Here is a 14,673-nt window from a genome sequence, read left to right on the forward strand (position 1 = left end):
TGGCGCGCCGTAGCGAGCGCATTGCCAGGTATCTGCCGTTGCTGCACGATTGCTGTTGCTGTTGCTGTGCGTAGCCTCGCATTAGCGAAGGCAAAAGAAGACCCGAAGGGCGGCGCGCAAGGATGCGCGCCGTTTTTCATCGGGACAGGGATGTCCCGTATGAAAAATCCCCGCGTATGCACCGCTCGTGCGGGCTTGTGATTCAAAGAAAAGCATTTTTCTTTGGTTACCTTTCTTTTGTTGCTTATGACAAAAGAAAGTAACCCGCCGCTTTAGTGGCGGAAGCTTTAAGCGTTTGATCCTGATCTTGATCTTGCTTGATATAAGCGCCGCGAGTTCCTCACAGCGCGGTCGCGGCTTGCGCCGCTCCTACCCTTTGGATCGCAGGCACTCGCAGCAGTCGCTACCAACAGACGCAAGTAGGCGATCACCCCTCACCCCGCGCGCCCCAGCAACACCCCCACCGCCGCCGCATCGAACGGCCAATCCAACTCGACCCCGGCCGCCTCATCGCGCAAAACCGGCACCCGCATTCCGTACAAGGCCTCCAATCGCTCGTCTTCGTCGATGAAGACGCTCTCGAACTCGGGCGCGCGGGCTTGCGCGAGCACCTCCAGCGCGAGGTCGCACAGGTGGCAGTCGTCGCGCTGGAACAGGGTCAGGACGGGTACGGTCGTGGTCACGGCAATGCGGCGCAGTATGGCGTCGGAAACAGGTCGACCCGGGTAGAATAAGCGGCTCCGCGCCTGTCGCGGCATCGCCGTCCGGATGCCGGCAGCGCGCGGTCCGCCAGCATCGTCCGACTTCTTCCTTCGTTGGAGCAGCAAGCCCGTGGCAGTCAGCAGTTTCGACCTGTTCAAGATCGGCATCGGCCCGAGCTCGTCCCACACCGTCGGCCCGATGCGCGCCGCCGCGCGCTTCATCGAGCGCTGGCTCATCGAAGGCTGCAACAGCGAAGCCGAAGGTGCCGACCTTGCCCGCACCGCGCGCGTGCGCGCCGAAGTGTTCGGCTCGCTCGCGCTGACCGGCCGCGGCCACGGCACCGACAAGGCCGTGCTGATGGGGCTGGAAGGCCATTGGCCGAACCTGATCGATCCCGACATCATCCCGGCCGCGCTCGAACGCATCCGCAGCACCAAGCGCATCCGTTTGTTCGGCCGCCACGAGATCGGCTTCGACGAGAAGCACGATCTGATCATGAACAAGCGCCAGAAGCTGCCGTTCCACACCAACGGCATGCGCTTCACCGCCTACGACGCGGCCGGCGAGGTCATCGCCACGCGCGACTACTACTCGGTCGGCGGCGGCTTCGTGGTCAACCAGGACGAAGCGGCCGAAGACCGCATCGTCGCCGACACCACCGATCAGCCCTATCCCTTCCATTCCGGCGACGAGCTGCTGGCGCAGGCGCAACGCAGCGGCCTCAGCATCGCCGAGATGATGATGGCCAACGAGCGGGTCTGGCGCAGCACCGAAGAAATCAACGACGGCCTCGACGCGATCTGGAACGCGATGCAGTCCTGCGTCGCGCGCGGCATCCGCGAAACCGGCACCCTGCCCGGCGGCCTGCATGTCTCGCGCCGCGCGCCGGCCTTGTTCGACGAGCTGTCGAGCAAGCCCGAAGCGGCGATGCGCGATCCGCTCACCGTGCTCGACTGGGTCAACCTGTACGCACTCGCGGTCAACGAAGAGAACGCCGCAGGCGGGCGCGTCGTCACCGCGCCGACCAACGGCGCCGCCGGCATCATTCCCTCGGTGCTGCACTATTACGACCGCTTCTGCCCCGGCGCCAACCTGCAGGGCGTGCGCAACTTCCTGCTGACCGCGGCCGCGGTCGGCATCCTATACAAGGAAAACGCCTCGATCAGCGGCGCCGAAGTCGGCTGCCAGGGCGAGGTCGGCGTGGCCTGCTCCATGGCCGCGGCGGGTTTGGTCGGCGCGCTCGGCGGCACCCCGAGCCAGATCGAGAACGCCGCCGAGATCGGTATGGAGCACAACCTCGGCCTGACCTGCGACCCGATCGGCGGCCTGGTGCAGATTCCCTGCATCGAGCGCAACGCGATGGGAGCGGTCAAGGCCATCAACGCCTACCGCATGGCCATGCGCGGCGACGGCAAGCACAAGGTCAGCCTCGACAAGGTCATCAAGACCATGCGCGACACCGGCCGCGACATGCAGGACAAGTACAAGGAAACCTCGCGCGGCGGCCTGGCGGTCAACGTCATCGAGTGCTGAGGCGAGGATGAGCGCGCCGCTCCGGCACCGGGACGAAGGCCGGAGCCTCGGCGTCTTCGCCGATCGCATCGAGGTGTCCTGCCCTCGCTGCGGTCAGGCCGGCGTCGTGCGCGCCGATTGGCGCGACCGGCAATGGCATGCGCTCTTCGTCTGCGCGCACTGCGCGCTGGAAGCCCGCAGCGAACGTTGCGACTGGTTCGGCGAAGTCTGCGTCCATGGAAGACGGCCCTGCGGCTACTGCGGCCATCAATGGCTGCGCATCGATCGGCTGCGCCCCGCTTCGGCGCAGGCGCGGCACGTGCACGAGTGCTCGTCGATGCATCTGGACGAGTCCTTGCCGGTGCAATGCCCGATCTGCACGCGCAGCAGCGAGGTGAAGATCGACGCCGTGCGGCGGCGTGGACGCGACGGGCTCGACCCGCATTTCGGTCTGCCGCTGCGACTGGTGGAAACGACCCGAGCCGGCCTGTTGTGGGTCTATAACGCGCAACACCTCGACGAACTGCGCCGCTACATCGCCGCCGACCAGCGCGAACGCCGGGGCGTAACCAACAGGAGCATGATCTCCCGCTTGCCGACCTGGATGAAACTCGCGCGCCATCGCCCGCTGATGCTGAAGTCGCTCGACCGGCTCGCCGCCTTATCGTCACCGCCCAAGCGCGCATGACGCCGATGCGCTGCATCGTCCTGCCCGGCATGGACGGTACCGGCGAGCTGTTGTCGGACTTCGTCGCGGCGATGGCACCGGAGTTCGCCACCGAAGTGATCGCGTACCCGCGCGACCGCCCGCTGGGCTACGACGAACTGGTCGCGCGGGTGCGCCCGCAGTTGCCGACCGACGAACCTTATTTGCTGATCGGCGAGTCGTTCTCCGGCCCCATCGCGATCCGCCTCGCCGCATCGAAGCCGCCGAGTCTCGCTGGCCTGGTGCTGTGCGCCTCGTTCGCGCGGGCGCCGCGGCCGCCCGGCTCGCCCTTGAACGCGGCAACGCTGGCGCGGCTCGCCGGGCTGCTGCCGCTGGCCCGCATGCCGACGCGCTGGGTCGCGACGGCCATGCTCGGCCGCTGGTCCTCGCCGCAGTGGCGCGCGCGCCTGGGCCCGCTGTTGGCTTCGCTGGACCCGGCTGTGATGCGCCATCGCCTGCGCGAAGGCGGCGCGGTCGACGTCACCGCGGCGCTGGCCGAGATCGCCTGCCCGCTGCTGTACCTGCGCGCGCGCCGCGACCGGCTGGTCTCGGCCGACAGTTGGCGAAGCATCGGCGAGGCCCGGCCTGACGCACGCTGCATCGAGATCGACGCGCCGCATTTCCTGCTGCAGGCCCACGCGCCCGCTGCGGCGGCGGCCGTACGCGCCTGGCACGACGAGTTCGCGAATACAGGCGGCGACTGAGGCCCGGCCCGCGACGGCGCAGCCCGCGCCTCGCCCTGCGAGCGGCATGCACCGTTTGCGACGACCGCGCGATTTCACCGCATTTTGCCCTGCAACATGTGACTACTATCGGCCAGCGCCAGCCGGAGTCACCTCCATGCCAGCCCGCTTGAGCCGTCGCGACTTCCTCAAAGGCAGCCTGGTGGCCGGGATCACGGTGTACATCGCCGCCCCGGGCAGCGCCGCCATCGCCGCTCTGTTCGAGCGCGAACGCATCCGGCCGTTGCCCTGGGACGCCAAGACCGGGCACATCCGCTACCGCAGCGACGCCACCGCCAAGGTCACCGGCGAAAAGCTCTTCAGCTACGACATGCGCTCGCGCGACCTGCCCGGCTGGCCGCCCGAACAGGCCCACGCGATGCTGCTGCGGGTCACCCGCGCCGATCGCGTGTTCGAAGGTTTCGACCTGTCCTCGCTCGACCCGGGCCTGCAGCCCGACCGCATCGTCACCGCCGCCGACCTGCTGCGCGACGGCGTCGCCTTTCCGAAGTTCTACGGCGAGGACATGCTGCTGCCCGCCGGCAAGACCCCGGCCTATCTGGGCCAGGCCGTAGCCTTGCTGATCTGGAACGATTTCGCCCGCTTCCGCGCCGCCAAGAGCCGGCTCAAGTTCCGCGACGAGCTGATCCGCTGGGGCGCGCACAGCGGCCTGCTCGAACGCGCGCCCTGGGCCAGCTTCCGTTACGTGCGCGTAGGCGGCACGACGCCGTTCGACGACGACGCGTATTCCAGCCTCAAGGACAGTCCGCTGTTCCCGTCCGGCTACCGCAAGCAGACGCCGCAGTGGCCGCTGGCCGATGCCATGGGCGCGATCGATGCCCAGGGCATGGCCCATGCCGAGGCGATCGCGGCCGAACTCGACCGGCCCGGCGCCGGCAAACAGGTATTCGAGCGCGAGTACTTCTCGCAATCCATCGACACCGCGGCGATGGAACTCGACAACGGCAACGGTTGGTTCGACGCCGCCAGCGGCACCCTGCACGCAGTGTCGGCGACCCAGTCGCCCAACGAAGTCGCCGAAGACGGCGCGCGCATGCTCGCCGCCAGCCGCTTCGCGGTGAAGCGCCTGGTCCTGCATCCCTGCTACACCGTCGGCTATGGCTCCAAGGACCACAACCCCTACCCGTTCTACGCGCTGATGGCCGCGCTGTACGGCGACGGCCGGCCGGTGCGGCTCGCCAACGACCGCTACGAACAGTTCCAGTCGAGCCTCAAGCGCCACAGCTTCCGCATGCGCTACCGGCTCAAGCTCGATCGCGCCAGCGGCAAGTTCGAGGTATTCCAGGGACGCATGCAGGGCGACGGCGGCGGCCGGATGAATTTCTCGCCTTCGGTCTGCCTGGTGGCGGCGACCGCGGCGCAGTCGATCTACTATTTCCCGCGCAGCGACCTCGCCAGCACGGTGATCGCCTCGCATGCGCTCGATGCCGGTTCGGCGCGCGGCTACGGCACCCTGCAAAGCATGGGCGCGACCGAGATGCTGGTCGACGAGGTCGCCGCCGAACTCGGGCTCGACCCGATCGAACTGCGCCTGCGCAACGTGTTCGCCACCGGCATGAAAAACACCCAGGGCGCGATCCCCGGCGGCTTGCAACGCGCCGAAGAAATCCTGCGCAAAGCCCGCGAGCATCCATTGTGGACCGAGCGCGCGGCGCGCAAGCGCGAGTACGAGGCAGCGCACCCGGGCAAGCGCTACGGGGTCGGCTTCGGCTGCGTGCAGAAGGACTACGGCACCGGCGCCGAGGCCGCGTTCGCCGAAGTCGCGCTCGACCGCAGCGGCCGCATCGTCCTGCGCCACATCGGCATCGAGATGGGCACCGGCATGGCCACCAGCCAGGCCGCGGTCTGCGCGCAATGGTTGGGTCGGCCCGCCGACGAGATCCGCACCGGCGAAACCGACTGGCGCGAACTGCCGATGTTCGCCACCGACGATCCCTGGCTGATGTCGGCCGCGGTGCAGGACGCCCACGTCGGCGATCCGCGCTGGACGCCCAACTACGCCAGCCCCAGCAGCGCCAGCAATTCGGCGTATTTCTTCAGTCACGCCACCCGCGAAGCGGCGCGGCTGCTGTTCACCCAAGGCCTGTGGCCAGCCGCTCAGGCGATCTGGAGCCAGGGTTTCGGCGGCGGCCAACTCTCGCCGCTGGCGATACGGCGCGAGGACGCGCGTTGGGTCGAAGGCCGACTCACCGCCGGCGGCCTGGCGCCGTTGGACCTGCGGCAACTCGCTGCGAAGGCCTACGAACTGGGCCTCGCCACCGGCGCGATCGTGCACACCTTCAATCGCTGGCAATGGGCCGAGGCGGAATTCCCGCTGGGCGACGACGCGCGTCTGCCGCTGGACGGTCTGGCCCTGCGCTGGGGCGACGGCGGCGAGCTGCCGCCCGGCGAATCCCGACCCGGGACGGCGACCGCCAACGGCTACCGCATGGTCGAACGCACGCGCGTGTTCTACCCATCTCCGCAACGCAATAACGCCGGCGTCGTTTACTACAGCGCCATCGGCACCATCGCCGAAGTCGCGGTCGACACCGCCACCGGCCGGGTCGAACTGCTCGACCACCATTCGATCCTCGAATGCGGTGCGCCGATCGTGCCCGAGTTGGTGTCCAGCCAATTGCAGGGCGGCCTGGCGATGGGCATCGGCCATGCCCTGCACGAATTCCTGCCGCTGTACGAAGACGGCCCCGGCAACGGCACCTGGAACTTCAACCGCTACGCCCTGCCGCGCGCGCACGACGTCGCGGTGTGGCGGCAGAGCAGCGACATCCTGCCGCCGCTGTCGCAGACCGACGCGCCCAAAGGCATGGCCGAGGTGGTGATGATCGCGGTGGTGCCGGCGATCGTGAACGCCATCGCCCACGCCACCGGCCACCGTTTCCGCGAACTGCCGGTCACCCCCGACAAGATCCTCGCCGCCGCTGCCGATGCCGACGCAACCGCCGCTGCCGCCCGGGAGGCCCGCGTATGAGCGCCTCGCCGATCCGCACCCGCCCGCTCGCGCTGGACATCAACGGTCGTCGCCACGGGCCGGTCGACGTGCCCGAGGACATGATGCTGGTCGATGTCCTGCACGAATATCTCGGCCTCACCGGCACCCGCTTCGGCTGCGGCCAGGGCGTGTGCCGCGCCTGCACGGTCATCGTCGACGACGAGCACGGGCCGCGCGAAGTGCGCAGTTGCATCACCGGCGCGCACTACTTCAACGGCAAGCGCATCCGCACCGTCGAAGGCCACGCCGAGCGCGACGACACCGGCAGGCTCAAGGCACTGTCGCCGGTGCAGCAGGCCTTCCTCGATCATTTCAGTTTCCAGTGCGGCTATTGCACGCCCGGTTTCGTCAACGCCGCCACGGTCCTGCTCGAACGCCTGGCCAAGCGGCCCATCGCCCACAGCGAGGTCGAGCACACCATCACCGAGGCGCTCGATCCGCATCTGTGCCGCTGCACCGGTTACGTGCGCTATTACCAGGCGGTGAAACAACTGGTGCTGGAAACGCCCGGTCTAGTCCGCGACACCGAGGCCGCGCGCAAGCCGCGGGAGGGCACGCCATGAGCCGGCGCCGCTGGAAACGTCTGCTGGTCTGGGCGCTGGCGATCGTGGCGATCGTGCTGCTCTGGATCGTCGGCAGTTGGTTGGTGCAGCGTTGGTATCAGCGCGGCCCGGCCGTGCAGGTCCAGGCCAGCGCCGAACAGATCGAACGCGGCCGGTACCTGGTCGCGGCCGCGGATTGCGCGGCCTGCCACACCGCCGACGGCGGCGCGCCGTTCGCCGGCGGGGTGCCGCTGGCCTCGCCGTTCGGCGTCATCCACGGCACCAACATCACCCCGGATACGCAGACCGGCATCGGCCGCTACAGCGCCGACGAATTCTTCCATGCGATCACCCGCGGCGAGGCGCGCGACGGCCACCAGTTGTATCCGGCCATGCCCTACGTGTCCTACAAGACCCTGGCGCGGGCCGACAGCGATGCCATCTACGCCTATCTGATGACGCGCCCGGCGGTGCAGCAGGAGAACCGCGCCAACGGCGTCGGCTTCCCCTTCAACATCCGCACCGGCATCCATGCCTGGAACCTGCTGTTCGCCGGTGCCGACGCCCAGCCCGCCTCGCAAGGCAGCTCGGCGGCATGGAAGCGCGGCGAATACTTGGTCGAAACGCTCGGCCATTGCGGCGAATGCCACAGCCCGCGCGGCTGGCTCGGCCAGGTCGATCGCGACCGTCCGTTGACCGGCAACGACCGCCTTGGTCGCTATGCCGCCCCGGACCTCACCCCGACAGGCTTGGCGGCGCGAGGCTGGGACCGCGCCAGCCTGCGCGCCTACCTCGCCACCGGCACCGCGGCGCCAGCGGTGGCCTCGGACGAAATGCTCAAGGTGGTGAACCTGTCGACCAGCCGGCTCGACGGCAAGGACCTCGATGCCATCGCGACCTATCTCAGCGGCGATTCGCCCCACCCCGCCACGGCGCTTGCGCGCCCGACCGCCGCAGCCGCCCCCTCGCCTGCGCAGGATGGCTATTTCGCCCTATGCGCCGGTTGCCACGGCCGCGACGGCCAAGGCGTGCCGCACGTCGCCCCGGCCCTGCACGGCAACAGCAGCCTGCGCGATGCGAACCCGCACAACCTGATCGTCGCCATCCTCGACGGCTTGCCGGAGCACGACCTCCCAGGCCTGGAACGCATGCAGGAGATGCCGGGGTTCGGCGATCAGCTCGACGACGCTCAAGTCGCCGAACTCGCCGCCTGGCTGCGCGCCCGCTACGGTGGCCGCGACGAGCCGGTGCCGGCCGATCGGGTACGCGCGCTGCGTGCGGCAACGCCGGAGTCAGGCCATCGTTGAGGCCTGCCTGCGCTTAAGTCGTGGGCGGCGCGTGCGCGCCTGCCTCAATCGTCGTAGGCCTGGGTCGATGGCGTTTCGACGATGCGGGGATCGTCGTGACGCGTGGCGTAATCGCGCGGGCTGACCAGCTTCATCGCGCAGTCTGCCGGGTCGCCTTCGATAAAGATCGCGGCGCCGCGCAGTTGCGCATGCACGGCCTGTTTCGAACGTCGGCCATCGCGGGTGAAGTAGGTCGCTCGGTGGCCGCGCAGCACCACCGCATTGGCGCCTTTTTCCTGCGCCACCTCGGCGAGACGGTTGAAAGCGAGCCGGTAACTCACCGCCGTCGGCATACGGTCGATCGTGCCCTCGCTGACCCGGCTGCCGGCTTCGATCTCGACCGTATCGAGCTTCCGATGCGCACAGCTCGGCGCTTCGACGATCACCGGCGGCGTCGCCAAGGCCGGCATCGCCCACATCAAGCCGCATACCGCAACAGCGCACGACAGTCGCAAGTCCATAGCTCGTCCCCTGGTGGCCGGTCCGCGCGGACCGCATGCCCTGGACTATAGCGGCAAGCGCTGAGGCGATTTGTAACAGTTCTCGATGCTGTCGCCGGGCGTCGGCTCGGCCATTCGCCGCAAGTCGAAGCGCCCGAGCGTTTCAATCGCGGCCTCATCGAAGCGCTCGCGGCGCTCCGCGGCCGCGGCTTGTGACCGAAGGAAATCCAGTCAGACGCCGCTTCTACCCCTAAGCCATCGCAGCCGCACGATTACCGCTGCCATTACGTCATCGTCACCGTTGCGGTTGCTGTGCGCGGCATCGTGCACGCGATGCAAGTGAAGACCCGGAGGCCGGCGCGCAGGGATGCGCGCCGTTTTTCATCGGGACAGGGATGTCCCGTATGAAAAATCACCGCGTCGGCAACGAACGTGCGGGCCTGTGATTCAAAAGAAAGCAACTTCTTTGGTCACCTTTGACCGAAGGGAATCCAGACGGACTTTTGTTGCTTATGACTGAGAAAGTAACCCGCCGCTTTAGTGGCGGAAGCTTTTGGCGTTTCATCCTGATCTTGCTTGAAAGAGGCGCCGCAAGGCCATCGCAGCGCGGTCGCGGCTTGCGCCGCTCCTACAGTGGGCTTCCCAAGACGACGCCGCGCCGATCCTCGCGCCGCCGCAATCTCGCGCAATCTCGATGTTGCGCCGCGCCATAGCGCGTCGGCATGGTCGGCAATGACCTGCGATGAACCTCAATGTCCTTAAGACATCGCTCTATGTCACTGTTTTTCAAGATCAACAAGTTTCGTTTCGCGCTGCGACGCAGCAAATTCCTTCGCATTCGGCGAACGTTGTCATGCCGTTCTGTGAACCACAGCGCAAAGGCTTGAATGACGAGTTGACAACGTTGTCACGCGAGCCCAGTTTGCCCACCAGCGAGCAGGCGCCCGTCCGGGCGTACCCAACGCAGCGTCATCGCAGGGAGGATGCCGAGGGATCGCGGCCCAGCCGCACAGCGACACCGCGTACGACCGGCCTATCGCACCGGTCGCGCCGCCACGGCGGCAGTACGCCGCAGGACCGCAGCACAGCGCACGACGGCGCGAGCGCCGATCACTCGAGGAGGCACGAGCCTCCCATGCAGAACGGAAGGCCACGGCCTTTCTTCAAACACGGCGGGGAACTGCCGCTGGCCGGTCATGGCCGGCACTGTCTTGACTATGCACGGGAGAGAGGAAGCATCATGAGACACGCACGGTCCGCCAACCTGCTGTTGCTGTCCGCCATGCTCGCCGCGTCGTCGCTATCGACGGCGTATGCGCAGGGCGCGTCCTGCACCGGGGTTCCTGCCTGGAACCCATCCACGATCTACAACGCCGGCGACAAGCTGACGTATCAGAACCACCTCTACCAGGCCGCCACCCAGATCTGGAACACGCCGCCGACGCATTGCCCGAGCTGCGGCTGGTACGTCGATCTGGGCGTCTGCGGCACCGGTCCCGGCAATCAATCGCCGACCGTTTCGCTGACCGCACCGAGCAACGGCGCCAACTACAACGCCGGCGCCAACATCGCCGTCAGCGCCAACGCCGCCGACAGCGACGGCAGCATCGCCAGCGTCGAATTCTTCCGCGGCACCGCCTCGCTGGGCGTCGACACCAGCTCGCCCTATGGCGTTAGCTGGAGCAACGCGACCGCAGGCAACCACAGCTTCACCGCGGTGGCCAAGGACAACCAGAACGCGACCACCACGTCGGCCGCGGTCAGCATCACCGTCGGCGCCGGCCCGACCGACACCACGCCGCCGAGCGTGCCGAGCGGCCTGTCCTCGCCGTCGCAGACCTCCAGCAGCATCGCGCTGGCCTGGAACGCATCGACCGACAACGCCGGCGGCAGCGGCGTGGCCGGTTACGACGTTTACCGCAACGGCAGCCTGGTCGGCTCGCCGACGGGCAACAGCTACGTCAGCAGCGGCCTGGCCGCGAGCACCAGCTACAGCTTCACCGTGCGCGCGCGCGACAACGCCAGTAATGCCTCGGCGCAGAGCGCATCGTTCAGCGCGACCACCAAGCCGACCGGTCCGGGCGGCAACAAGAAGGTGATCGGCTACTTCGTCCAGTGGGGCATCTACGGTCGCGGCTACCGGGTCAAGAACATCGACACCAGCGGTTCCGCGGCGAAGATGACCCACATCAACTACGCCTTCGGCAACGTCCGCAACAACCGCTGCGAAGTCGGCCTGACCATTCCGTCCGATCCGAACACCGGCGTCGGCGGCGATGCCTTCGCCGACTACACCAAGGCCTTCCAGGCCGGCGAAAGCGTCAGCGGCGCGAGCGACACCTGGGATCAGAAACTGCGCGGCAACTGGAACCAGCTCAAGCAGCTCAAGGCCAAGCACCCGAACCTCAAGGTGCTGATCTCGCTCGGCGGCTGGACCTGGTCGCGCGGCTTCTCCAGCGCGGCGCGTCCGGAGAACCGCCAGGCCTTCGTGGCCTCGTGCGTCGATGCCTACATCAAGGGCAACCTGCCGGTCACCGATGGTGCGGGCGGCCCGGGCGCGGCAGCCGGCGTGTTCGACGGCATCGACATCGATTGGGAATACCCGGTCGCCTGCGGCATCTCCTGCGGCGTGCCGGAGGACAAGGCCAACTTCAACGGCCTGATGGCCGAGTTCCGCAAGCAGCTCGATGCGGTGCGTCCGGGCCTGTTGCTGACCGTCGCGGTCGGCGCCGGCATCGACAAGATCCGCGTCACCGACCCGGCCGCGTATCACCAGTACCTCGACTTCATCAACGTGATGACCTACGACTTCCACGGTGCGTGGGATCCGAAGACCAACCATCACTCCGCCCTGTTCGCCTCGCCGAACGATCCTTCGACCGGCGACCAGAAGTTCTACAACTCCAACGACGCCATCGAAGCCTTCCTGTCGCGCGGCGTGCCGGCCTCCAAGCTCAACCTCGGCATCGGCTTCTACGGCCGCGGCTGGACCAACGTGCCGAATGTGAATAACGGCCTGTACCAGAGCGGCACCGCGGCACCGGGCACCTACGAAGCCGGCATCGAGGACTACAAGGTCCTCAAGAACCTCGCCGGCACCGTCCACACCGACGCCAACGCCACTGCGACCTGGAAGTACAACGGCACCACGTTCTGGAGCTACGACACCCCGGCGCTGGTCACGCAGAAGATGAGCTACGTCAAGGCGCAGAACCTCGGCGGCGCGTTCTTCTGGGAGTTCAGCGGCGACGACGCCCAGGGCAGCCTGGCCACCGCGGTCAGCGACGGCCTGAAGTAAGACGGCCTGAAGTAAGACGGCATGAAGTAAGACGACATGAAGTAATCCGCATCCGGCAATGCCCCCTCCCCTCGCGGGAGGGGGTTTGCGGATCAGGACATCGAATCGCGCATCGCACCCCTGGGTGCAAGGTCGCAATCGTTCCATGAGGCATGGTTCAACGAAGGCACGCCGCTTGGCGCGTCCTCGGTACAGTTTTGCAAAGCCGCGGCGAGCGATACGTCGCGGTGATATGCAACGGAGCGCCGATCATCCCCCCGATCGGCGCTCCGATTTCGTTTTTTGGGGCGCGTGATCGGGTCCGGTCTTTCCGCAGGACGCCCTTGTAGGAGCCGCGTGAGCCGCGACCGCGGGACGTGCAGAGGCTGCGCCGCCGTCGTCACTCATAGAAGCCACAGACTGTCGCGGGGTAGGAGCGACGCGAGTCGCGACCGCGCCACACCGGTCTCGTTGTGCAACTTTCCGTTAGGTAACGGCAACGGCAAAGCTTCCGTCCGCTGACGCGGCCGGGTTACTTTCTTTTGCTAAGCCCAAAAGAAAGGTAACCAAAGAAAAGGGCTCTCCTTGCAAGGGCACAGGCCACGAGTGCGACGCCCGCGCCGGGATTTTCCGATAAGACGTACCTGTCTTATCGGAAAACGCCGCACGTCCTGTGCGGCGCCCTCCGGGTCTCCACTTGACCGGAAAAGCGGCAAAGCAGATCAAAATCTCGGCAACCGCAACCGCAACCGCGAATCTCGCTCCAAGGGTAGGAGCGGCGCAAGCCGCGACCACGCAACCACGGTCGCCCGCGCCGCCAGCTGCTGATTCGCGGTCGCGGCCTGTTAGCGAAGGAAATCCAGTCGGACGCCGCCCCTACCCCAACACCCCGACCGAGCCGCCGTAGCGGTTGCGGTTGCGGTTGCTGTTGCTATTGCTATGCGTCGTCTCGCACTAGCGAAGGCAATCGAAGACCCGGAGGGCGGCCTGCATGGATGCAGGCCGTTTTTCATCGGGACAGGGATGTCCCGTATGAAAAATCCCTGCGTCAGCATCGCTCGTGCGGGCTGGTGATTCAAAGAAAAGCATTTTTCTTTGGTTACCTTTCTTTTGTTGCTTATGACAAAAGAAAGTAACCCGCCGCTTTAGTGGCGGAAGCTTTTGGCGTTTGATCCTGATCTTGCTTAGTTGATTCGCCGCAAGACCGAAACCACGCGGTCGCGGCTTGCGCCGCTCCTACCCTGCGAAAGCACGCCGCTTCGATGAGCGACATCGGCCTTGCTGCCTCTTTGCGTCCCGCGGTCGCGACTTGTAACCGTAGGAAATCCCTGTGGGACCCCTCACCTGCCCTTGCAAGGAGCGCTGCCGCGCGGAAAAATCACCCCACCAGACGCAATACATCGTCTAACAAGCCGGCGGCGGTGACTTCGGCGCCCGCGCCCGGCCCCTGGATCACCAGCGGCTGGACTTTGTAGCGATCCGACCAGATCGCGACCTTGTTGTCGGTGCCCGCACCGCCGGCCAACGGATGATCGCCCGGCAAAGATTCCAGACCGACCCGCGCCGAAACGCGGCCGTCGTCGTGGCGTTCGAGACGGGCGATGAAGCGCAGCTTTTCGCCGTTCTTGTAGGCCTCGGCATAGCGCTCGCGCAAGGACGCATCGAGCGCCGGCAACGCAGCGTCGACGCCGTCGCGCGACAGAATCGCCAGCTCCGGCGGCACCAGCGAGGACACCTCGACGTCGCCGGCGTCCAACGCCACGCCGGCGGCCCGCGCAAGGATCAGCAGCTTGCGCCGCACGTCTTCGCCGGACAGGTCGTCGCGCGGGTCGGGCTCGGTGTAGCCGGCATCGCGCGCCTGGCGCACCAGCGCCGAGAACGGGCGCATGCCGTCGTAATGATTGAACAGCCAGGCCAGCGAGCCCGACAGCACGCCGGCAATCGCGTGGATGCGGTCGCCGCCGGCCTGCAGTTCGCGCAGGCTGCGCAGCAGCGGCAGCCCGGCGCCGACGGTGGCGCTGTCGCCATAACCGCTGGCGCCCTGCGCACAGGCTTCGCGGATCGCACGCCAGCGCGCCAAGGAAGTGCCCTGGCCGATCTTGCAGGCGGTAACGACATGGATGCCCTGCGCTAGCCACTGCGCATGCTGTTCGGCGACGGCTTCGCTGGCGGTCGCATCGATCACCACCCGTGCGCCGTCGCCTTCGAGCGCTGACGCGATATCGCTCAGCGCACTGGCCTGTGAGGAATCGGCCAGGATGGCGACCGCCTGTTCCGGCGCAAGGCCGTCGAGGCCGACCGCGGCACGCCGCGAGTTCGCCACGTGCACCAGCGACAGGCGTTCGCCGAGCGCGGTGCCGCGCCACGACGCCAGCCGCGCGGATCACCGCGCCGCCGACCGTGCCGGTGCCGA

General features: G+C 67.2%; 9 protein-coding genes and 1 pseudogene (1 of these 10 cut by a window edge). 7 read left to right on the forward strand and 3 right to left on the reverse strand.

The annotated features are described in order from the left end of the window. Positions 1-434 precede the first annotated feature (434 nt). Complete coding sequence (locus GLA29479_RS03320; RefSeq protein WP_057973047.1) at positions 435-683, reverse strand: glutaredoxin family protein; 249 nt, start codon at positions 681-683, stop codon at positions 435-437. Positions 684-831: 148 nt separating this feature from the next. On the opposite strand from GLA29479_RS03320, the gene GLA29479_RS03325 reads away from it, so the two are divergent. The 6 genes from GLA29479_RS03325 (at position 832) to GLA29479_RS03350 (ending at position 8,504) form a co-directional block, all read left to right on the forward strand. Next, positions 832-2,235 carry an L-serine ammonia-lyase gene (locus GLA29479_RS03325; RefSeq protein ID WP_057970771.1) on the forward strand — a complete coding sequence of 468 codons (1,404 nt, stop codon included), beginning with the start codon at positions 832-834 and terminating at the stop codon, positions 2,233-2,235. Between the two features lie 7 nt (positions 2,236-2,242). Continuing rightward, a complete protein-coding gene (locus GLA29479_RS25155; protein ID WP_082638250.1) occupies positions 2,243-2,902 on the forward strand; it encodes a hypothetical protein in 660 nt (219 codons plus the stop codon). Continuing rightward, positions 2,899-3,624, forward strand: a complete 726-nt coding sequence (locus tag GLA29479_RS03335; RefSeq protein WP_057970772.1) for an alpha/beta fold hydrolase — start codon at positions 2,899-2,901, stop codon at positions 3,622-3,624. Before GLA29479_RS25155 ends, GLA29479_RS03335 begins: the two co-directional genes overlap by 4 nt. Positions 3,625-3,760: 136 nt before the next feature. Next, entirely contained in the window at positions 3,761-6,634 is a 2,874-nt protein-coding gene (locus GLA29479_RS03340; protein WP_057970773.1) for a xanthine dehydrogenase family protein molybdopterin-binding subunit, read from the forward strand. Beyond that, positions 6,631-7,218, forward strand: a complete 588-nt coding sequence (locus GLA29479_RS03345) for a (2Fe-2S)-binding protein (RefSeq protein ID WP_057970774.1) — start codon at positions 6,631-6,633, stop codon at positions 7,216-7,218. Before GLA29479_RS03340 ends, GLA29479_RS03345 begins: the two co-directional genes overlap by 4 nt. After that, on the forward strand, positions 7,215-8,504 hold the full coding sequence (locus GLA29479_RS03350) for a cytochrome c (RefSeq protein ID WP_057970775.1): 1,290 nt from the start codon (positions 7,215-7,217) through the stop codon (positions 8,502-8,504). Before GLA29479_RS03345 ends, GLA29479_RS03350 begins: the two co-directional genes overlap by 4 nt. Positions 8,505-8,548: 44 nt before the next feature. Here the strand turns inward: GLA29479_RS03350 and GLA29479_RS03355 are convergent, their stop codons facing one another. Further along, a complete protein-coding gene (locus GLA29479_RS03355) occupies positions 8,549-8,998 on the reverse strand; it encodes a hypothetical protein (protein WP_144436330.1) in 450 nt (149 codons plus the stop codon). A 1,225-nt stretch (positions 8,999-10,223) separates the two neighbouring features. Between GLA29479_RS03355 and GLA29479_RS26045 the strand changes: the two genes are divergently transcribed. After that, positions 10,224-12,281, forward strand: coding sequence for a glycosyl hydrolase family 18 protein (locus GLA29479_RS26045; protein WP_057970777.1), 2,058 nt, complete (start codon positions 10,224-10,226; stop codon positions 12,279-12,281). Between the two features lie 1,357 nt (positions 12,282-13,638). Here GLA29479_RS26045 and GLA29479_RS03365 read toward each other — a convergent pair. After that, positions 13,639-14,673 (reverse strand): annotated as a pseudogene (locus GLA29479_RS03365) (homoserine dehydrogenase family protein) (it continues 10 nt past the right edge of the window).

Source organism: Lysobacter antibioticus (assembly GCF_001442535.1).
GTDB lineage: Bacteria > Pseudomonadota > Gammaproteobacteria > Xanthomonadales > Xanthomonadaceae > Lysobacter > Lysobacter antibioticus.